16 protein-coding genes are annotated in these 20,387 nt (G+C 63.2%); 7 read left to right on the plus strand and 9 right to left on the minus strand.

Features of this window, described 5'->3' with window-relative positions; all coding sequences use genetic code 11:
- Positions 1–137: 137 nt before the first annotated feature.
- On the plus strand, positions 138–1,721 hold the full coding sequence (locus V1289_RS39080) for a CYTH and CHAD domain-containing protein (protein ID WP_334404336.1): 1,584 nt from the start codon (positions 138–140) through the stop codon (positions 1,719–1,721).
- 50 nt (positions 1,722–1,771) lie between these two features.
- On the opposite strand, the gene V1289_RS39085 is transcribed toward V1289_RS39080, so the two are convergent.
- Entirely contained in the window at positions 1,772–2,749 is a 978-nt protein-coding gene (locus V1289_RS39085) for a DUF2336 domain-containing protein (RefSeq protein WP_334404338.1), read from the minus strand.
- A gap of 240 nt (positions 2,750–2,989) precedes the next feature.
- Between V1289_RS39085 and V1289_RS39090 the strand changes: the two genes are divergently transcribed.
- Together V1289_RS39090 and V1289_RS39095 are read left to right on the plus strand one after the other, a co-directional pair.
- Positions 2,990–3,184: a hypothetical protein gene (locus V1289_RS39090; protein ID WP_334404340.1), complete on the plus strand. Its 195-nt coding sequence runs from the start codon at positions 2,990–2,992 to the stop codon at positions 3,182–3,184.
- A gap of 88 nt (positions 3,185–3,272) precedes the next feature.
- Entirely contained in the window at positions 3,273–3,977 is a 705-nt protein-coding gene (locus tag V1289_RS39095) for a hypothetical protein (protein ID WP_334407845.1), read from the plus strand.
- A gap of 1 nt (position 3,978) precedes the next feature.
- Here V1289_RS39095 and V1289_RS39100 read toward each other — a convergent pair whose 3' ends face one another.
- Positions 3,979–4,836 (minus strand): LysR family transcriptional regulator, encoded by an 858-nt coding sequence (locus V1289_RS39100; RefSeq protein WP_334404342.1) that lies wholly within the window; start codon positions 4,834–4,836, stop codon positions 3,979–3,981.
- A gap of 94 nt (positions 4,837–4,930) precedes the next feature.
- On the opposite strand from V1289_RS39100, the gene V1289_RS39105 reads away from it, so the two are divergent.
- Positions 4,931–5,764, plus strand: coding sequence for an MBL fold metallo-hydrolase (locus V1289_RS39105; protein ID WP_334404344.1), 834 nt, complete (start codon positions 4,931–4,933; stop codon positions 5,762–5,764).
- A gap of 7 nt (positions 5,765–5,771) precedes the next feature.
- Here the strand turns inward: V1289_RS39105 and V1289_RS39110 are convergent, their stop codons facing one another.
- The 3 genes from V1289_RS39110 to V1289_RS39120 are packed head-to-tail and all read right to left on the minus strand — an operon-like array spanning position 5,772 to position 9,295.
- The gene (locus V1289_RS39110; protein WP_334404346.1) at positions 5,772–6,389 is read right to left on the minus strand and encodes a DUF1254 domain-containing protein; all 618 of its coding nucleotides are present in this window, start codon (positions 6,387–6,389) and stop codon (positions 5,772–5,774) included.
- A complete protein-coding gene (locus V1289_RS39115) occupies positions 6,386–6,964 on the minus strand; it encodes a DUF1214 domain-containing protein (protein ID WP_334404348.1) in 579 nt (192 codons plus the stop codon). Before V1289_RS39115 ends, V1289_RS39110 begins: the two co-directional genes overlap by 4 nt.
- A 27-nt stretch (positions 6,965–6,991) precedes the next feature.
- Positions 6,992–9,295: a transglycosylase domain-containing protein gene (locus V1289_RS39120; RefSeq protein ID WP_334404350.1), complete on the minus strand. Its 2,304-nt coding sequence runs from the start codon at positions 9,293–9,295 to the stop codon at positions 6,992–6,994.
- Positions 9,296–9,591: 296 nt separating this feature from the next.
- Here V1289_RS39120 and V1289_RS39125 point away from each other — a divergent pair, with 296 nt between their 5' ends.
- From V1289_RS39125 to V1289_RS39135, 3 genes are all read left to right on the plus strand, one after another.
- A complete protein-coding gene (locus tag V1289_RS39125; protein ID WP_334404352.1) occupies positions 9,592–10,107 on the plus strand; it encodes a YcgN family cysteine cluster protein in 516 nt (171 codons plus the stop codon).
- A gap of 172 nt (positions 10,108–10,279) precedes the next feature.
- The gene (locus V1289_RS39130; RefSeq protein ID WP_334404353.1) at positions 10,280–11,863 is read left to right on the plus strand and encodes an MDR family MFS transporter; all 1,584 of its coding nucleotides are present in this window, start codon (positions 10,280–10,282) and stop codon (positions 11,861–11,863) included.
- A 125-nt stretch (positions 11,864–11,988) separates the two neighbouring features.
- Complete coding sequence (locus V1289_RS39135; protein ID WP_143206083.1) at positions 11,989–12,210, plus strand: hypothetical protein; 222 nt, start codon at positions 11,989–11,991, stop codon at positions 12,208–12,210.
- A 125-nt stretch (positions 12,211–12,335) separates the two neighbouring features.
- Here the strand turns inward: V1289_RS39135 and V1289_RS39140 are convergent, their stop codons facing one another.
- The 4 genes from V1289_RS39140 to V1289_RS39155 all read right to left on the minus strand — a co-directional run bounded on the left by V1289_RS39140 (position 12,336) and on the right by V1289_RS39155 (position 20,278).
- Entirely contained in the window at positions 12,336–14,234 is a 1,899-nt protein-coding gene (locus V1289_RS39140; RefSeq protein ID WP_334404354.1) for a hypothetical protein, read from the minus strand.
- Between the two features lie 722 nt (positions 14,235–14,956).
- Positions 14,957–15,346: a response regulator gene (locus tag V1289_RS39145; RefSeq protein WP_334404357.1), complete on the minus strand. Its 390-nt coding sequence runs from the start codon at positions 15,344–15,346 to the stop codon at positions 14,957–14,959.
- Complete coding sequence (locus V1289_RS39150) at positions 15,343–18,468, minus strand: GAF domain-containing protein (protein ID WP_334404358.1); 3,126 nt, start codon at positions 18,466–18,468, stop codon at positions 15,343–15,345. The genes V1289_RS39145 and V1289_RS39150 overlap by 4 nt, the downstream gene beginning before the upstream one ends.
- 175 nt (positions 18,469–18,643) lie before the next feature.
- On the minus strand, positions 18,644–20,278 hold the full coding sequence (locus V1289_RS39155; protein WP_334404360.1) for a thiamine pyrophosphate-requiring protein: 1,635 nt from the start codon (positions 20,276–20,278) through the stop codon (positions 18,644–18,646).
- Positions 20,279–20,387: the final 109 nt, after the last annotated feature.

The raw sequence follows: 20,387 nt of genomic DNA on the forward strand, positions 1-20,387 counted from the left end.
TTGGCTTGCAGCATGAAGGCGTCGCACAACTTCACCGCGTGGGTTCCGCGTCAATTCGCGACTCACCCCCTTAGATTACTAGGATATCCCTTGCCGTTGTCATAAAATCTTCATACGCCATCCCGATGGAGATATCGTTGAACGCGCGGCAGCCAATCGCGAGCGATGCGGGCACCGGCATTGCCGTGCGCCCGGGTGCGGAAATCGAACTTAAGCTGCTTGCGCCGCAAGGAGCCCTCGAAAAACTGCGCGAGGCGCCCGTCATCGTGCAGCATGCGCGCAACCGGGGTGCGTTTCACCGGCTGGAAACGGTGTACTACGATACGCCGGAGCGGCTGCTGTTCCAACATGGCATGTCGCTGCGCGTGCGACGCAGCGGCAAGCACTTCATCCAGACACTGAAGCTTCCACCCAATAGCGGGCAACCGCTGGCGCGACGGCAGTGGGAAGCGCCGGTTGACGGCATCACCCCTGATCTGGCGCGGCTTCCCGCCGACGAGGTCGGCGATCCCGTGACGACGCTGACCAACGAAGCACTGGTGCCGGTTTTCGCGACCAAAGTTCGCCGGCATGCGCGGCAGCTCGACCTGCCCGATGCGTCGGTTGAAATCGCATTCGACGAGGGGACGATCGAGGCCGGTGCGCGCCAGCAAGTCCTGTCGGAAATCGAACTCGAATTGAAGAGTGGCAATGCCGGCGTCTTGTTCGATCTCGGAACGCAGTTGCTGGACGCTGCGCCGCTACGGGTCGGCACGCGCAGCAAGGCGGAACGCGGCTATGCGCTCGCATTCGACATGGTGCAGTCTGCGGCGAAAGCTGAGTCATTCAGCGTTACCGCGGAGCATGTGGTCGACGACGTCATCGCACTCCTGGCGGGGTCCTGCTGGCATCATCTTCTTAAAAATCACAGGGTGGCGGAGGAAGGATCGGACCCGGAAGGCGTGCACCAGATGCGCGTCGCCTTGCGGCGTTTGCGGACGATCTGTGCGCTGTTCCGGCGCGATATTCCGTCGCCTGCATTCCAGGCGGTCAACAGCGAAGCGAAGTGGCTGATGCAGCAGCTCGGCCCGGCGCGGGATTGGGATGTATTCGCCGAGGCGACCATCACTCGCCTGGTCACGGCGGCTCCGGAGGTCGACCTAGGCGGCCTGCGCGAGGCGGTCGAACGGCAGCGCAAGTCGAGCTACGCCGCGTTGCAGATCGTTCTCGCCGATCCCCGTTGCAGCCGCTTCCTGCTCTCGCTGGGGCATTTGGTAGAACGCCGCGGCTGGCGCAACGAGATCGACAGCGAAGCGCTGGCCGTCCTGTCGCAACCGATACCGACGCTTGCCGATAGAATTCTGGCGCGATTGCATCGCAAGGCCCTCAAGCGTGGCGCGCATTTCCGGCAGCTCAACATCGGTGCGCAGCACGATCTCAGAATCGACCTCAAGAAATTGCGTTATGCGGCGGAGTTCTTCCTGCCGCTTTATGCCACCCATGCGCCCGCGAAGCGCTACGTGAGGCGGCTCGCCAGGCTCCAGGCCAGTCTGGGACGCGTGCGCGACATCGCAAGCACCCGCATCCTGCTCGATGCCATCCGGCAGGACGACCAGCCTGAGCTTCATCTCGCCATCGGCGCGGTGGCCGGCTGGCAAGCCCGTGATCAGATGGCGGTGGCGAAAATGTTGCGCAAGCGATGGCGGCGGTTCAAGGCGACGCCGGCGTTCTGGAGCCGGTAACCTGCGATGCTCGCGGCCAACTATCTGACCTTCATCAAGCTCGCATCAACTTAACGCCCCGAGCCATCCGTGCCTGTTCGTACAGCGGGGACGGCGACCGGCTGAACCGCCGGCCGGGTCTGCGCAGGCGCTGCGCGCGCACGGTTGCGCTCGTCGTCGTAAAGCGAGGGGCGATATTTCGCGCGGGTGACCGCCATCGTCGAGCCGCGCCACGCCGCCAGCATGACCAAAGCGGAGCGTTCGCTCAAGCGGTCGTAAAGCCGCGACAGCCGGTAGACATGGTGCACCGAGGAGCCGAATGCGGGATTAAGGAACATCAGCACCCGCTGGAACACCGCGCTCGGCATATCCAGCGCGCGCGCCGCAGCGGCCAACGGTTCGCCGCCGGGGTCGTTGACCACCTGGGCAGCGATCCGCGTCGGCAGGATCAACGCATCGCCGAGCTCGAGGATGAAGTTTTCGCTGTCTTCAGCAAACGCCGCCATCTCCAGCGTCTCGATGGCGCGCGCGGCGCGCGCGGCCGGAATCCGCGCCGAAGCCTTCAGCGGTGTCGCATTGAGATTGTGCAGGATCAGCGCGCGCTCGCTGGCGCTGGCTGCGAAAAACATGTCGCTGATTTCGGCGGCGTCGTTGGGCCGCATCGACAAATTCGATGCCATCCGCAACTGCGCTTCGGTCGGCGCCTTGAGCGGCGGCGTTTCCGCCGGGAACGTAGGAATCGCCGATGCGACCGGCACGATCTGGCCGGGGTCGGAACGCCGTAATCCGAGCTTGTTCAGAATTTCAGCCGGGGTCGCCGGATAGACCGCAAGCCGGGCCCGCACGGCCGCGCGGGTGGCGTCGTCGACCTCTTCGATCAGGCGGGAGGTCAGTTCGATGAATTGCCGCTCCTCATCGCCGGAATGGGCGCTGGCCTGAACATAGAGATCGGTCAGCACGCGCAGCAAAGTAGGGCGGATATCGACGCCCTCGCGGCGCGAGAGCGTCATCAAGCCATCGAAACCCGGAAACAGGGGAGTTGCAGTCATGTCAGCGTACGCGACTTTGGAGGTTCTAACCCCAGCCTACGCGGGCCGCTTTAAGAGTCGGTTAAGGAAAACAACCGGTGAAGAAATCGGATAAAATTGGCGCGGTGTCGAACAGGCCACAGCGGCCGATCCGCAATCGGCCCTGTCCATAAATTAAGAAGCCGTTAACCACGTGCTGTTCTTAATGATGGCATGTCGCCGGCCAGATGATGTCCGCGCGGCAACCAGAGAGAACGGAACATGTGCACCATCATTGAATTTCCGGCGGATGCGGCTTCGCGGCGGCCGGGCATGGTTGGCGCGCCACGCGAGGGGCTGGGAACCTTGCTGATCCTTCCCGTTGTCCGGATCGAACGCGATACCGACGGTACGAGCGGTGGGCGCGGACCGGAAGAAGGTGCAGCACCCGGTCGCCGTCGCCGTCGGCGCCCCTGACATTGGACGTTTGAAAATGCCGGAGATGTGCCTTCCGACCCGGACAACCGGAGTTCGGCGTTCACTACTGGCTCTCGCTTTCCTGTTGATGGGCGCGGCCCTTGGCGGCTGCAGTGGCGGTGATTTTGGCCGTACCCGCCAGGACTTTCGCAACGACGACATGCACAGCTGGTTGGGCGCCGAGGTGACCGGCAGCGTCGGCCTCAAGGCGTCGCAGTTCCAGCTCACCGATAATGAACGCCAGCTGCGAGATCTCGCATATCCCCTGATCGAGCCGCCGCATTCGCGCCCGGCCTGGAAGAGCGTGTTCGGCGACTACCAGCCGCTGCCTTCGCCGTGGCGGCAGAAAGTCGTGTTCGACCGCACCACCTACGGGCGCACCCTGATCGACGAGCCGCACCGCTCGCACACCTCGCGCTATCAGCAATTGATCGAGGACGTGCGCGACGACATCACCCGGTTCGAGCCGTTCTTCGCCTCGGCCGCGCGCGTGATCGAACTCGACCGCAAGCGCAATGCCAGTCTCAGGATGGTGTCGGAGCTGTCGCCGCCCGAACGGGCCGACGCGATCGCCCGCATGGAAGAGAACAGCCTGATCGTACAGTGGGTCCAGCAATGCCTGGAGCGGCGGATCTCGTCCTATCGCTGGGCGCTGGAGCGGCTGGTGATCCAGGCGCCGGATAACATCGCCGCCGAAGCCGACCGGCTGATCGGCGAACTCGCAGCGCAAACCGCCAATCCGCCGGTCGCGGCCCAGCCCGTGATCGGGCGCGCTGTGACGGTGAAGGGCTAAACTATCGCTTGCGCTTGGTGGCAAGCCCGGCGCGGCCCGCTTTGGGGCGCTGCTTCTGAAGTTTCGCGATAAAGTTCTGCAACGCATCTGACGGCGGCCGGGCTGCGCTATAGGCAAGCCCGACCTGACGCTTCACGTCGACCTCGATCTCGCGCACGACGACGTCGGGATTGGCGCGCGCCACGCCTTCCGGAACGATGGCAATGCCGACGCCGGCGGCGACCAGCGCCATCGCCCAATCCTCCGATTCGGCGATGGCCGCGGGCTGGCGTGCCGATGCGTTGCGGCCGAAGAACGCGCTTTGCTCGCAGTGGCAGCGATCGATCATCGGCACGCCGGCAAGGTCCGAGGTGCGAAGCCGTTCTTTCAGAACGAGCGGATGCGATGGCGGCAGTGCTGCGACATAGCGTTCGACCCAGAGCGGAATGAAGTGCTCGCCGGCGTCGATGATGTTCTTGGAAATGATCCGCGCATCCGCGGCTTCCTTGATGCCAACCAGACGGAGCGCAATCTCGGAATTGCCGGTCAGCGGCTTCAGCAAGGCGATCGTGCGGGGCTGATCCAGCGTGCGCATCAGGCCGAGCGTCAGCGCATGCCGGGTCGACGGTTTTCTGAACAGATTTCGCGCAGCATCCGTGTCGTCGATGATGCGGCGGGCCGCCGCGTAAAACTGTTCGGCCGACGCCGTCGGGGCGACGCCCTTCTTGTGCCGGATGAACAGCGTGGTGCCGAGCTCGGCTTCCAGATGGGTGATCGCGGCCGAGATCGAGGGCTGCGAGATGAAGCAGCGTTTGGCCGCCGCCGTCAGGTTACGTTCCCGGAACACTGAGGCGAAATATCGAAGCTCGCGGATATCCATAGTTCCATCCTATCGATGATATCGAATATGAATATTTTACCTATGGAAATCCAGATGGCAAGCAACGCACCTGACCTCAGCCAGGGAATTCGTCATGCGCATCCACCATCTCAACACCGGCACCATGTGCCCGATCGGGCGGCGTCTTGTGAACGGCACCGGCAGCATCTTCCAGCGCGCCCGGATGGTTTGTCACTGCCTGCTGGTCGAGACCAATGACGGGCTGGCGCTGATCGATACCGGCATCGGGCTGGACGACATCAAAAATCCGCCGCGGCTCGGCCGCAAATGGGTCCGGCAAACGACGCCGCGGCTCGATCCGGCCGAGACCGCGATCCAGCAGGTCAAGTCGCTGGGCTATTCACCCGGCGATGTCAGGCATCTCTTGCTGACGCATCTCGATCGCGATCATGCCGGCGGCGTTCCGGATTTCCCGAAGGCGAAGGCGCATGTCCATCGCAGCGAATACGAGATGGCGGTGTCGCAAAAAATCCCCGCGCCGAAGGGCCGCTACATCACCGATCAATGGCAGCACGGCCCCGACTGGGCGTTCTATGGTGAAGGCGGTGAAGACTGGTTCGGCTTCAAGGGCGTGCGCGCACTGGGCGATCGCGAACCGGATATTCTGATGATCCCGCTGCCCGGCCATACGCTGGGCCATTGCGGCATCGCCGTGCGGTCCAGGGACAAATGGTTGCTGCACGCCGGCGACAGCTACTTCTTCCATGGTCAATTGCAGACGCCGCCGCGGATGCCGCTGGTGCTGGGTATGTTTCAGCGCAAGGCCGATATGGACCGCGCCACGCGCATCGCCAACCAGGAGCGATTGCGGACGCTAAAGGCAACCCACGGCGATGCCGTGACGATCGTCAACAGCCATGATCCCGTCGACTATGAGAATTGCCGCTGCGGTTCGCCGCACGCCTGACGGCTGGCTAGCGCTTGCCCCGCGGCGCCGGCGGTAGTGGCGGAGCGGGAGCAGGCTCTTCCTGCTTGGCGACCGGTGCATCCGTCTGCACCTTGCAACTCGATGCTGCGAGCGAGGCCTGCGCCTGCGGCATCAGGCCGGGCTCCGGCGCCATTGCTTTCAGCACGATCAGGCCGGTGGCGGTCGGCGAGTCGATGATCAGCCGGTCGGCGGCGGTGACCTCTTCGTCTTCCGGCAATTCATTATGTTGCGCTTCCGTCATCAGGTCGAGTTCGATCACCTTGCGGCCGGCCGAGCGGTCGTTGATGGCGTAATAGGCGACCTCGTTGCGCGTATAGAACGACACCGAGGTATAGGCCTGGCTAACCGGCACCGTGAGCTTGATCGGCCCGCCCGACAGATCATAGCGGCAGATCGCTAGCGCAAAGGCCGGATCCATGAACGGCATCGATACGTTGTTCGGATCGGCGAGCGGCAGCGGCGTCACGGCGTTCAGCTTGGTCATCGGCGTCAGGCGCGAATAGGCATCCTGGCTCGCAATCCGCGGCAACGCCAGCACGCTGACGAGATGCACCACGCCGCCCAGCAGCACGCCCGCGATGATAGTGAACACGAGGCGGATCATGGGCAACCCACCGTGGATATCGAAGGCATCGGCGCATCACGTTGGGTTCGCGTCGCAACCCCGACCGGCGTGTCGTACAGCCGCAGCATCAGCGCGTAACGTTCGATCCCGCCGGTCGGCAGCCAATTTCCGGCGCGCGAACGCGAGGCCACGCGGATCTCGAACGCGCCGTCGGAGCCGCGGATGATCTCCTGGCTGGTGAAGCCGTAACGCTGCAGCGAATTGGCGACCAGATGCCCCTTGCGGTCGAACAGCGTCAGCGTCCAGAACCGCGCGGCCGGCGTGACCCCGCTGACGACGATGTCGCAGCGGCCGTCGAGCGGCTTCTTCTTGTCGTCGGTGGTCGCCGAGAAGGCGATGCCGTCGCCGGTGCCGATCGGCAATTCGCCGCTGCGGGCAATCGACGCCCGCGAATAGGGATCGACGTCGGCGGTGCCGCTCTTCGGCCGTGCGGTCCAGGCGCCGATCGTCAGCGTGCCGAGATCGGTGCCGCGCGTCGCCGTCAGATAGGTCGAGCCGAGGCCGACCACGGTGGCGAGGATCAGCGCCAGCAAAGTGATGAAGATCAGCCGCACGGGCCAGTGCTCCGCAAATTCACTGCACTAGTTCTTCCGCGGCGCGGGCGCGGTCTGGTCGCCCTGTCCCGCCGCTGCGTAGTTCTCCGGGAACGCCAGCGCGCCCGCCGAGACCGGCGCCGGCTGATCGCTGGACGACGTCTTGCCCGCAGTCTTGCCGGCCTCGTCGAGCAGCTTTTCGACGCGCACCAGGATATCCGCGCCGCGCTTGGTCAGGACCGGCGGCGGTCCCGGCTTGGTCTCCAGCACCTTTGGCGCGTTGTTGGCCGCGATCGTCGCCGGCGTCGTCGGTTGCGGCAGTTTCGTGCCCATGCCGATGCCCGGGATTTCCCGGACCTCCACGCCCTGATGCGCCGCGACCATGATGTCGTGCCAGGTCTGCGCCGGCAGCGAGCCGCCGGTCATGCGGTTGGTCGGCGAATAGTCGTCATTGCCGTACCAGACCGCGCAGGTGAAGTTGCCGGTATAGCCGACGAACCAGGCGTCGCGATACGCGTTGGTGGTGCCGGTCTTGCCGGCGGTGGGAATGCCGTCGAGCGCCGCGCGCCGCGCGGTGCCTTCGCTGACGACGTGGCTCATCATGCCCGCCATATCGGATGCGACCGAGGCCGGGATCGCCTGCAGCGGCTTCTTGCCGTCGCGGTCGAAGCGCCACACCAGGTCGCCGGCGCCGGTGCGGACTTCCAGCACCGCGTGCGGCGTCACGGACTTGCCCTTGTTGGGGAAGGTCGCGTAGGCGACGGCATGTTCGATCACGGTGACTTCGTCGGCGCCGATCGGCAGTGAGGGCGTATCCGGCAGCGGCGCCTTGATGCCGAAGCGGCGCGCCACTTCCACGATCTTGGCGCGGCCCCTCTTGGCGGCCTCCCACTCGTTTTTCGGATTCTGCCCCTTCGGATAATTGCCGATCGCGATCGACAGCTTGACCGGCACCACGTTGATCGAGCGGGTGATCGCCTGCGTCAGGGTCACCGTCCCGGAGTAGGAGTGGCCATAATTTTGCGGACACCAGTTGCCGAGGCAGACCGGGCCATCGACCACGGTCGAGTTCGGCGTGAAGCCGCTCATCAGCGCGGTCGAGTAGACATAGGGCTTGAACGACGAGCCGGGCTGCCGGTAGGCATCGACCGCACGGTTGAACTGGCTTGCGCCATAGTCGCGTCCGCCGACCATGGCGCGGACGCCGCCGTCGAGATCGGCGACCACGGTGGCGGCCTGGGTCGCGTGATAGTCGCGGCCGAACTGGCGCAACTGGTTCTCGATGGCTTCTTCGGCGGCGCGCTGCACGTTCATGTCGATCGCGGTGCGGACCACGAAGACGCGTTCGGTGTAGGATTTCGGGAACGTATCGACCAGCTTGCGCATCTCGTCGAAGGCGTAGTCGAGATAATAGTTCGGCGAAGCCTCGTCGCGGCGGTCGACGGCGAACGCCGGATTGCGCCGCGCACCGAACACCTGGCCTTCGGTCATGAAGCCGGCGTCGACGAGGTTGTCCAGCACCACGTTGGCGCGGGCGCGCGCCGCGGGCAGGTTGATATGCGGCGCGTATTTGGTCGGCGCCTTGAACAGGCCGGCCAGCATCGCCGCTTCCGCCAGATTGACGTCGCGCGCCGACTTGTTGAAATAGAAATGCGCCGCACCGTCGACGCCGAAGGTGCCGCCGCCCATGTAGGCGCGGTCGAGATAGAGCTTCAGGATTTCATTCTTGGTGAGGCGGGTCTCGAGCCACACCGCGAGGAACGCCTCGTTGACCTTGCGCTCGATCGTGCGCTCATTGCTCAGGAACAGGTTCTTCGCCAATTGCTGCGTGATCGACGAACCGCCCTGGCGCACGCCGCCGGCCTGCGCGTTGGTCAAGAGCGCGCGCGCGGTGCCGGCGATGTCGATGCCGAAATGGTCGTAGAAGCGGCGGTCTTCGGTCGCAAGCGTCGCCTTGATCAGATTGTCCGGAAAATCTTCCAGCGGGATCGAGTCGTTGTGCTTGATGCCGCGGCTGCCGATCGGATTGCCATAGCGGTCGAGGAACGTCACCGCGAGATCGGACTTCTTCAGCCAGTCATCGTCGGCGGTTTCGCGAAACGCCGGCACCGCCAGCGCCAGCATCAGGATCGAACCGCCGAGGCCGATGGTGGCGGCTTCAGACAAAGGTTCGATGAAGACCCAGCGCTTCCAGCGGCCGACATAGAAGCGGTCCATGAAGGTCGAGTAGCGCTCATAGAGTTCGCGCAAGCCCTTGCCCGACGAGAACAGCGTCGAGTCGATGCGCGCGTCCAGGTCCAGAAAGAAGTTCTGGATCTTCTTTTTCCATCGCGCTGGAATGATCTCGCGCACTGGGGCCCTTGGTCGGTTCGAAGGCGCTCAAGCGCCCGCCGGGCACCGTTGAGACGTCTTGCTTCCATGTTGCGGCAAACCCAAGGCGCTTTTGCGACCCGCTATAACGACCTTGGAGACTCGCGGCTGTTCTATCCGAGCAGACGCCATAAACCAATGGTTGGGCTCACGATTTTGAACAGTAGTGCTAATGCTGCCCACGGCTTTTTTGCGGTTGCACACCCTGCCGCTTGCGCCCCGGCCACCCCACCTCCTAGAAGGGCTGACGCCCAGCCGAACCGGAACCAACCGATTTCATGACCGCACCGCCAAAATCGCCCTCCGCCCAAGAGGGATTCTTCTGGAAAACCAAGACGTTGGAGGAGATGTCCAACGTTGAATGGGAGAGCCTGTGCGACGGCTGCGCGCGCTGCTGCCTGGAGAAGCTCGAGGACGAGGATACCGGCAAGATCTATTTCACCCATGTCTCCTGCAAGCTGCTCGATTCCGGGCTGTGCGCCTGCAAGGACTATCCCAATCGTTCCGACAAGGTTCCCGATTGCGTCCGGCTGACCCCGGAAAACGTCCGCACCCTGAACTGGCTGCCGCCGAGCTGTGGCTACAGACTGGTCGCCGAAGGCCGCGATTTGTACTGGTGGCACCCGCTGATTTCGGGCGACCCGAATACCGTGCATGAAGCCGGGGTTTCCGTGCGCGGGCGGGTGCAGGGGACCGAGAACGAGATCGCGGATGCCGATCTCGAGGATCACATCGTGCAATGGCCGGCGCAGTTGCCGAAGCGGGCGCGGCTGAAAAAGCGGCCGAAAGCCTGAATTTTTTTGGGCCGTTTCCTGGGGCCGATCGATCACATGATTGCGAAGATGCCGCCGCGGGATGCACCCATGCGCGCAAGCGGCTGCCTGGAGACGATTTTGCCGCGTAAATAGCAGTCAACAGAACGATTCCGCCGCGGTGTTGCGCCGCGCAGCAAATAATAAGTCCGAGATGAACAAATACGAACGGCAGGGCCGTCACTCTGCTGACATCAAGACGTTGCCGGAAGACGTCGCCGCCGAGCTGGCGCGCATGCCGACCGAGGTCATCGACATCAGCGATGCGCCGCCGATCGCGCCGCCCGCGCCGCTGACCCCGGGCGAGGTCCGCACCATCCTGATGAGCCTGCTGCTGACGATGTTTTTGGCAGCGCTCGACCAGACCATCGTGGCGACCGCGCTGCCGACCATCGGCCGCCAGTTCCAGGACGTCTCCAACCTCTCCTGGGTGATCACGGCCTATCTCTTGGCGTCGACCGCGGTCGCGCCGGTCTTCGGTACGCTCAGCGACATCTACGGCCGCCGCGTCATGATCATCGTGTCGCTCAGCCTGTTCGTCGCGGGCTCGATCCTCTGCGCGGTGGCGCCGAACATCACGGTGCTGATTCTGGCGCGTGGCCTGCAGGGGCTCGGCGGCGGCGGCATCATGCCGGTGGTGCAGACCGTGATATCCGACGTGGTTAGCCCGCGCGAGCGCGGCCAGTACCAGGCCTATTTCAGCGGCGTGTGGATGGCGGCGGGGTTGGTCGGGCCGGTCGTCGGCGGCGTGTTCGCCGAGCATCTGCACTGGTCGCTGATCTTCTGGATCAATGTGCCGCTCGCGGTCGTGTCGCTGGCGATGCTGTTGCCGAAGATGGGCAAGATTCCGGTGTTCCATCGCAAGCGCAAGGTCGACTGGCTCGGCGGCGTGCTGCTGATGGCGTCCGCTGTCGCGGTCATGCTGGTGCTGACCTGGGGCGGCAACCGCTATCTCTGGCTGTCACCGACGATTCTTGCGATGATGGGCGCTGCGATCGCGCTGGCGGGTGCCTTTGTCTGGCACGCGAGAAATACCGAAGAGCCCTTCCTGCCGCTGTCGCTGCTGACGCGCGGGACGGTGGTGCCCTATGCGATGGTCGCCGGCGCCTGCGCGCTCGGTGCGCTGATCGGACTGACCGTGCATCTGCCGCTGTATTACGAGGTGGTCTACCATCTCAGCGCCAGCGAGGCGGGCCTTGCGCTGATTCCGCTCGCCGCGATCTCGACCTGCGGCGCGGCGTTTGCCGGCCGCACCATGGCGCGCGCAAAGCACTATAAGCGCGTCGCCATCGCCGGAACGTCGCTGGCGACGATTTTCGGAATTGTGCTGGCGACGACCACGCTGCCGCTGTGGGGATTGTTGACGATCCTGTCGTTGTTCGCTCTCGGGCTTGGCACGACGTTCCCGGTCAGCGTGACCTCGCTGCAGAACGCGGTGGCGCGTCCGCAGATCGGCACCGTGACCGGCGCGATGAATTTCTTCCGCGCGCTGATGGCCTCGTTCACGGTCGCGGCGTTCGCGGCGATCCTGCTGATGGCGCTGGGCGCGGACATTTCGCTCGCCGGCGAACATCGCGGCCCCGTGAACTCGATCCCCGTCGCCGACATGATCACGGCGTTCCACTACGTGTTCGGCGCCGCCGCCGTGATGCTCGCCGGCGCCGCGCTGTGCATGGTCGCGATGGAAGAACGGCCGCTGGCCGGTCCTGCGACGGTGCCCGCGGAGATGGCGGAGTAGGGCGCGGGGAGCCCTTTTCGCGCCGTCGGCTACGGCCGCGCCATCCGCGTGGCTATCCCTGAGCCGCGATTTGATCTACAGCGGCCGCTGCAAATCAAACGTTGAAATCCGACAAGGAGCCGGCCATGAGCAAACCGTCCATCGAGCAGACAAAGATGGGCGCGGAGGGCATCGCCTTCTGCATCGCGCGGACCCTGATCGAACGCGATCCCTCGCTGAAAGCGCCGATGCGCGCCAATTTGCGCAAGATGTGGGAGCTCTTGGAAGAGCGGGAAGACCACGGCGCCGCCGACATGGTCGACACCATGATCAAGGCGCTCAACGATCCCGCGTTCTTCAAGCCGTGAGCCCGGACCGTTCGGGACGATCAAGCCGGCAACGCGCGGATGCCGGACGGCACAAGTGAGCGCAAATTCCTTGATGCTGCGCGGTGAGGGGGCTGAGCCCCTCGCGCGTCCGTGGCCATCCCGGGTCAGCTCCTCTCCAGAAGCCACATCGTTCCGGTTCCGGGACGATAAAGCGCAATGCAGTTTTGCTTCCCGTTGCTGTGATAATCGAAAGCGAAAGCGCGATCGGCCTGGGACCTTAGATCATAGCCGTCAATTCCGCGTCCCGGATCGCCCTGCGCATAGACGGCGCCGAAGCTTCCGTTGCTGTTCTTGAGGATCCAGAACGTGCCAGTGCCGGGGCGGTAGAGCGCGAGGTGATCGAGCTTGCCGCTGCCGTCGAAGTCGTAGGCGAAGACCTGGTCGGCCGGCGATTTGAGGTCGTATCCGCCGATGCCGTTGCCGGGATCGCCCTGGTGATAGACCGGGCTGAAATTGCCGTTGCTGTTTCTGAGAATCCAGATGGTGCCGGTGCCGGGGCGGTAAAGCGCGAGATGGTCGAGCTTGCCGCTGCTGTTGTAATCGAAGGCGAAAGCACGGTCGGCCGGCGATTTGAGATCGTATCCGCCGATGCCGTTGCCGGGATCGCCCTGATGATAGACCGGGCTGAAATTGCCGTTGCTGTTCTTGAGAATCCAGATGGTGCCGGTGGCGGGTCGGTACAGCGCGAGATGGTCGAGCTTGCCGCTGCCGTCATAGTCGAAAGCAAAAGCACGGTCGGCCGACGATTTGAGATCGTATCCACCGATGCCGTTGCCGGGATCGCCCTGATGATAGACCGCGCTGAAAGTGCCGTTGCTGTTCTTGAGAATCCAGATCGTGGCGGTGGCGGGCCGGTACAACGCGAGATGGTCGAGCTTGCCGCTGCTGTCGTAATCGAAGGCGAAAGCACGGTCGGCCGGCGATTTGAGATCGTATCCGCCGATGCCGTTGCCGGGATCGCCCTGACGATAGACCGGGCTGAAAGTGCCGTTGCTGTTCTTGAGAATCCAGATGGTGCCGGTGGCGGGCCGGTATAGCGCGAGGTGATCGAGCTTGCCGCTGCCGTTGTAATCGAAGGCGAAGGCCTGGTCGGCCGGCGATTTGAGATCGTAGCCGCCGATACCGTTGCCGGGATCGCCCTGATGATAAAGCGGCTTGAACAGATTGGTCGGGAAGCGCGTGTAGAAGATGTCCACTTCGTTGTGGACAGTGTCGACGATTGTATGCTGCCCGCAGTCCGTGACCGGATTCGACGCGACCCACGCGACGGGGGCGGCGCCCGTCGTTTGAATGGTGTTGGATTTAAAGGCGGTGAAGTCCGCATTGGGATAGTCGCTGCACTTAATCAGATTATAGGCTTCAAGGGTGATGACGGCATCCTTCAGCTCTTCCTGGTTTGAAATCGGAAGTCCGGTATTTGCGATCCCCTGAAATTCGCGATTGTAGTTGAATTTGCCGCTTGCCTGTCCGGTCAGGGTCATCACACCGACCAGTGTATCGCCCGGCTGCACCCTGACTTCCGCGGAATGGAAGGACTGTCCGCCCTGTCCATCGGCATACCAACTGGCGACGACCCAATAACTGCCGCCGAAGGCGCCGTTCGAACCCCACTGCAGCACCGGCTGATAAATCATCGTCGAATTCTGGATGCCGTTGAATAAATAAATCAGCTGGCCGTCGTCGGCGGACGGCGGCGGTGGAACAACCCAGGTCGAGCGAAACAGCGTGATCGGCTTGCCGGTGCTGTTGAACCATTGCGCAAACGAGATCCATCCCGTCTGCAGTCCAGGCACCGTCGGCACTGGCCGCACCACGTTAGCTGGCATCAATGATTGATTCTGCGGTCGTGCCGCCAAGGGGCCAAAATCGGCCACCAGTTCTTGCGAAGCGCTGAATTGACGCAGCCGTCCCGCGGTCCCGTCGATCGTATGTCCGGCTTCGATCCTGTGCACCAGCGATGGATGTCGAGCGCCGCCAGGCGTAATAATCATCTGATCTGCCATTTGTTTTCTCCTGTTTTCCAAAATTCAGGAACGATGCGCGTGCCGTCTGCGGCATGTCTCGCGAAACCCGCGATCGCCGCGCTCGGGTGACGGCACAACCGTGGAAATATTTCTAGAAAGTATAATATCTTTGGTAGATTATCCGAATGGCCCGTTAAATCATAACTCCGTAAAAAATACCATCTAAAGTTGTGCATGGGACGGCAAAAAAATGAAACTGCTTCGCCCGCGAAGCGGCCTCGATGGTCAGCGCTTGTGCTGGTCTTTGCGCTTAATCTTTGCTTTTGGGGACGACCTCAAAACTGCCGTCGTCGTTGCGACGGACCGTTTCTCCGGGGCCCACCTGGTGAACTTTGTCCCTGGGTACCGGCCCGGCTGGCGTGATCACCACATTGCTTTTGTCGTCCGGTTGAACCGGCCTTTCCGGGCCGGAACCGCTTGTGGGTTTTCCTGTCTGCGACATTTCAGACGCTCCGCTAGGTGGCTTCGATGAAGCAAGGGCGTGTGACGCCAGTCCATATCCTGCAGCTGACCCAAAAATAAGGATGAGGAGACGGCGTGTCATCACTCGGTGCATCTCTGAGCCAACAGATTAAGGCCCTCGTCATCGCAACGCTTCTGCGGGCGTCCGGTGCCACGCGGCTCCCCAACAATTGCAATGCAATGGGTGGCCGCTTTACGAGGCCCGCGTCACCGGAGTCTCCAGGCCGCGGGCCGGAGAGTCAATCGGGGGGCACCAGCCTTGCGTCGATTTCCTCGCGCAGCTGCGCAAAATCGATCGGCTTGGTCAATAACCCGCTCGCGCCGCTGGCGATCGCCCTGCGCCTGGTCTCGGGATCGCCGTAGGCGGTGATCATGATGATGGGGACCTCGGGCCGGATTTCCTTGACCCTGGGCAGCATCTCGAGGCCGGTCATGCCGGGCATGTTGATGTCGGACAGGATCAGGATCAGCGACTGCTCGATCGTGGAGGCTATGCGCGCCAGCGCATCGGCCGCCGAATTGGCAAAATCCATCACGAAGCGCTGGGCGCGCAAATCCCTGCGAAATTGCTGGCGAAACAGCGCCTCGACGTCAGGCTCATCATCGACCACGAGAACCAAAACGCTCACGTCTGACCTCTGTTCTTGTTTGGAGGATTGCCGATCCTCGGCAGCACGATGCGGAATTCGGTGAATTGCCCGGGCGCTGTCTCGACGTCGATCGTGCCACCGTGTTGTTTCACGATGATGTCATGGCTCATCGACAGGCCAAGGCCGGTGCCTTCGCCGGCGGGCTTTGTCGTGAAGAACGGATTGAACATCTTGTCCTTCACCTCCGGCGGGATGCCGGTGCCGTTGTCGCGAATGCGGATTTCCACGCTGTCGCCGAGATCGCGGGTCGCCGCGCTGAGTATGGGATCGAACGCCGCGTCGCCGTTCTCGCTCTTGCGTTTTGTTACCGCATAAAAGCCGTTCGCGACCAGATTGAGGAATACGCGGGTAATTTCCTGCGGAAATACGTCGACCATGCCAGCGGCCGGGTCGAAGTTGCGCTGCAGCGTGACATTGAAATTGGGCCTTTCGGCGCGGGCGCCGTGATAGGCGAGGTTGAGGCTTTCATCGACCAGGGCATTGATGTCGGCGGGCCGGTGATCGCCTGATCCCTCGCGCGAATGCAACAGCATGTTCTTGACGATGGAGTCGGCGCGCTTGCCGTGCTGAACCACCTTTTGCAGATTGTCCTTCAGCAGACCCGTCAGCTCATCGACCTCTTTTCGAATCTTGTCGCTGATCGTGGCCGGCTTGAGCACGTCGTTCAGTTCGTCGGTCAATTCCGCCGAGAGCGCCGCAAAATTGTTGACGAAATTGAGCGGGTTCTTGATCTCGTGCGCGATGCCCGCGGTGAGCTGGCCGAGGGAAGCGAGCTTTTCGGTCTGCACCAGGCGGTCCTGCGCGGTGCGCAGATTGTCGAGCGAGGCGGCGAGTTCCCTGGTACGCGCCTGCACCTCGTCGAACAGACGCACGTTCTCGATGGCAATCACGGCCTGGTCGGCAAAGGTCGCGATCAGCTCGATCTGTTTGTCGGTAAACGGCTTCACGACGGATCGGGTAAGCGTCAGCGCGCCAACCGGTGTGCCTTCGCGCAACAAGGGAACTCCAAGAAAGGTACGTGGATTGCCGCTAAGCTGCTGGGCCTCGAAATCATACTCGGGATCGGCGAGCACGTCGTTGACGTGGACAATGCCGCCCTCGAGCAAGGTTCTTCCGGTAATCGTGCGTCGCTCGGGCTTTACCGCGCGGCCCCTGACATACTTCGTAAACTCCGGCGGAAAGCCGTACGAGCCGGCCCGATAATATTCGTCGCCTATTCGTCGGGTAATTGCTGCCATGTCGGCTTCGCAGAGCCGCGCCGCCGATTCCACGAGCGTGTCGAGCACGGTCTGCAGGTCGAACGCCGAGCGGCTGATGACCTTGAGCACGTCGGCGGTCGCGGTCTGCTGCTGCAGCGATTCTGAAAGATCACGAGTCCGCGCTTGTACCTCATCGAACAGACGCGCGTTCTCGATTGCGATCACCGCCTGATCGCCGAAGGTCTTAAGCAACTGGACGTGGTGCTCCGCAAACGTCCCCGGCTCCTTGCGCGTGACGCTGATCATGCCGATAGGTGTCCCGTTGTTCATCAGAGGCGTGAACACCATGCTGCGATAGCCACGCTGGCGTGCCAGTTCTCTGTTCAGGGGCGGCACATCCTCTGATTCGGTATCGGTGAATTGCACGGCCTCGCCGTCGCGGACCAGCAGGAAGGGTGGAAATTCGGCCAACGGCACCGGGAATGTCGCTTTCAAGGCCTCGTCCGCCGCAGCATTGGTCGGTGTGAGCGCGACCAGTTGAAGCATGTCGCCCACGAAGCGCACCACGGTGGCCGAAAAGCCGCCGATCAGCCTTTTGGAGCTCTCGGCAATGGCGTCGAACACCGGCTGCACGTCCGACGGCGAACTCGCGATGACCTTCAGAATATCGGCGGTCGCGGTCTGCCGTTCCAGGGCCTCCCTCGTCTCGTTGAAAAGCCGCGCGTTCTGGATCGCGATCACGGCCTGGTCGGCGAAGGTCTGAAGCAACTGAACGTGGTGGCTGGCAAATGTGCCGGGCTCCGTCCGAGTCACATTGATCATGCCTATCGTGACCCGGTCGCGCACCAGTGGGACGAAGAGAAGGCCGCGGAAGCCGCGCATCCGCCACACGTTCCGAAAATTCTCCGGTACTGCGGGGTCGGTTTCCATGTCGGCGACATGGATAATCTCGCCATTGCGGGTTTGTTCGGCCCAGGGCCCTGTCGACAGCGGTCTGGGGAACGACCCCTTGAGGGCCGCATCGGCTGCAGGATTGGTTGGCGTGAAAGCCGACAAGTGCAGCGTATCATCTACGATGCTGAATACCGAGGTGGAGTAACCGCTAACCAGCCGGTTGACGCTGGCCGCAATGGCCTCGAACACCGGCTGCACGTCAGAGGGCGAACTGGCGATCACCTTCAGGATGTCGGAGGTCGCGGTTTGCCGCTCCAGCGTCGCCTGGGTCTCGTTGAACAGCCGCGCATTTTCGAAGGCGATGGCGGCCTGGTCGGCGAAACTCTGCTGAAGCGCGAGCTCCTCGGCCGTGAAAGGTTCGGGGCGGTCGCGATGCACGATGAGAACGCCGATCGCCTTGCCCTCGCGCCGTAGCGGCGTGCCGGCCATCGCGCGGGTGCCCGCCGCGCGCGCGGGCGGAATACCAGGCCAGTCGGCGATTGCGGGATCGGGATTATCGAGGTCGGGAATGTGGACCTGCCGGTTTTCGCCTAACACCGTGCTCGGCAGGTTGCGCGCGCCAAGACGCAGTCGCGCCGCAGAAACCTCTGCGGCGATACGTTCCGAGCCGGCACCGACGTTGATCGACTGGCCCCATTCGTCACCCCGCGCGATACGAATCGTGACGCTGGAAGCGCCGAACAGGCGCGCGGTGGTCTCGGCAACCTTTTGCAACGCACGCTCGGCATCGCCCCGCGCACCGGCGATGGTGCTCAGGATTTCGGCGCTGCCGGCCTGGCGATCCCGGGCGATGCCGATCTCGTTCCGCAGCCGGGCATTTTCCTCCGCGGTCGCGGCCTGCCGGGCTATCGCCGCGTCGTGCGCGGCGATACTGGATTCCAGCCTCTGCTCGAGTTCGGCCACCAGCCGGTTAAGATCGGCGACCGCGTCCTGGGGAAGGGCGGTCATTCCGTCAATCCATGTTGCTCCGGCAGGGCGACCGGAAGCTCGAATCCAAACAGGCGCATCGGGCTTTCACTCGTTTGGGCGATTATTCCATTCCGGACGCGCCGGAGCCAGCGCAGTGCGGCCTTTTTCGCAGGCGGAAGCGAAAAAATGTGAACCGGACTGGATGGTTAAGGGCTCAGGTCCCTGGCCGGGAGACCTCGGTCTCCTTTGAGGTGATGAACTCCAGCAGCACCGGAATGCCTTCTTTGGTCTTGGCGATGCCGCGCTGGATCGCCGGGATGATGTCCTCCGGCTTGGTCACCCGCTCGCCATAGCCGCCGAAGGCGCGCGCCATCGCGGCGTAGTCGCCGGAGATGTCGGTCGAGCGATATTTCTCGGTCGAGATCGGCATCACCTTCAATTCGATCGCCATCGAGAAATTGTTCAGCAGGATCGACATGATCGGAATCCGCTCGCGCACCGCGGTCTCGAAATCCATGCCGGTGAAGCCGATCGCAGCATCGCCCCAGACATTGATGCAGAGTTTGTCCGGCTTTGCGAGCTTGGCGCCCATTGCGAGGCCGAGGCCGTAGCCGAGCTGCGTGGTCTTGCCCCAGCCGATATAGGACAGTGGTTCGACCGCCTTCCAGAACGGCGAGAGCTGGTCACGCGGGCTGCCGGCGTCGTGGGTGATGATGGTGTTCCTGATATCGACGGTGTGCTGCAGGTCCCACAGCACGCGGTAGGGATTCAGCGGCGCGTCATTATGGGTGAGTTTTGGCATCCATTTCGCCAGCCACTCCTTGTGCGAGGCCGCTATCTCGGCGGCCACCGCGCTTGCGTCGCGATCCCCGGTGACGCTCTTGCCGATCTCTTCCAGGAGCGCATCGAGCACGAGGCCGGCATCGCCGACCAGGCCGATCCTGGCCTCGACGTCCTTGTTGAGATGGTTGGGGTCGAGCGTGGAATGGATGATGGTCTTGCCCTTCGGCATCGCGATGCCGAACGAGGTTTCGGTAAACGAGCAGCCGATGCCGAAGATCACATCGGCCTCGGCCAGGAATTTTGGCACCGCGCGCGGCACGGCGAGGCCGCCCGAGCCGAGCGACAGCGGATGCGTTTCGGGAAACGACGATTTGCCGCCGAGGCTGGTGGTGACGGGAATGGCGAGCCGTTCGGCGAGGCGTTTCAGCTGCGGCCACGCCTTGGCGTAGTGTACGCCCTGGCCGGCATAGATCACCGGCCGCCGGGCGCCGATCAACAGCGCCGCCGCTTCCTTCACATGCACGGGATCGGCCCCGTAGCGGGTGCGCAGCACCGGCGTGTAGTTCAGGGGCTCCGGCACGTCCTCGTTCCACATGTCGGCCGGGATCTCGACGATGACGGGCCCGCCGCGGCCGTTCTTCAGCTTTGTGAAAGCGCGTCGAAAGATGTTGCAGACCTCAGCGGCGATGTTGATCGGCTCCGACGATTTTGAAAAAGCCTTCATCGCCTGGCTGGAATTGAAGTTCGGCTCGATGTTCGCAAGCCGGCGCGCATAGCCCATCGGCAGCACCAGCACCGGGACGGATTCGCCAAAGCATTGCGCCACGCCGCCCATGGCGTTTTCGGCGCCCGGCCCGTGCTGCATGCAGAACGCACCGATGGAGTGGCCCGAAGTGACCCGGGAGATCGCGTCCGCCATGTGCAGCCCGATGCGTTCCTGCCGCACCATCACGGGGCGGATATCGGCATTGGCGGCATGTTCGATCAGATGGTTGACCGGATAGCCGCAGAGGATCTCGATCCCCTCACGCTTCATGATTTCCGCGATCGCGGTGCCGAGCTTCATGGCGGTCTCTCCCCCTTGATTCAGGCCGGTTTGGTCCGACCGAGTTATTTACAGTTGGAACAGGATTTTGCGGAGCGGTAAAGCGCGCCCGGCGCGTGCGGGCGGAAGT

Source organism: Bradyrhizobium sp. AZCC 2289 (assembly GCF_036924615.1).
Classification (GTDB): domain Bacteria; phylum Pseudomonadota; class Alphaproteobacteria; order Rhizobiales; family Xanthobacteraceae; genus Bradyrhizobium.

Bases quoted from the DNA above. Each gene is read 5' to 3' on its own strand.
- V1289_RS39085 (WP_334404338.1), bottom strand. From the start codon at position 2,749: ATGACTGCAACTCCCCTGTTTCCGGGTTTCGATGGCTTGATGACGCTC.
- V1289_RS39090 (WP_334404340.1), top strand. From the start codon at position 2,990: ATGTGCACCATCATTGAATTTCCGGCGGATGCGGCTTCGCGGCGGCCG.
- V1289_RS39095 (WP_334407845.1), top strand. From the start codon at position 3,273: ATGGGCGCGGCCCTTGGCGGCTGCAGTGGCGGTGATTTTGGCCGTACC.
- V1289_RS39100 (WP_334404342.1), bottom strand. From the start codon at position 4,836: ATGGATATCCGCGAGCTTCGATATTTCGCCTCAGTGTTCCGGGAACGT.
- V1289_RS39105 (WP_334404344.1), top strand. From the start codon at position 4,931: ATGCGCATCCACCATCTCAACACCGGCACCATGTGCCCGATCGGGCGG.
- V1289_RS39110 (WP_334404346.1), bottom strand. From the start codon at position 6,389: ATGATCCGCCTCGTGTTCACTATCATCGCGGGCGTGCTGCTGGGCGGC.
- V1289_RS39125 (WP_334404352.1), top strand. From the start codon at position 9,592: ATGACCGCACCGCCAAAATCGCCCTCCGCCCAAGAGGGATTCTTCTGG.
- V1289_RS39130 (WP_334404353.1), top strand. From the start codon at position 10,280: ATGAACAAATACGAACGGCAGGGCCGTCACTCTGCTGACATCAAGACG.
- V1289_RS39135 (WP_143206083.1), top strand. From the start codon at position 11,989: ATGAGCAAACCGTCCATCGAGCAGACAAAGATGGGCGCGGAGGGCATC.
- V1289_RS39140 (WP_334404354.1), bottom strand. From the start codon at position 14,234: ATGGCAGATCAGATGATTATTACGCCTGGCGGCGCTCGACATCCATCG.
- V1289_RS39150 (WP_334404358.1), bottom strand. From the start codon at position 18,468: ATGACCGCCCTTCCCCAGGACGCGGTCGCCGATCTTAACCGGCTGGTG.
- V1289_RS39155 (WP_334404360.1), bottom strand. From the start codon at position 20,278: ATGAAGCTCGGCACCGCGATCGCGGAAATCATGAAGCGTGAGGGGATC.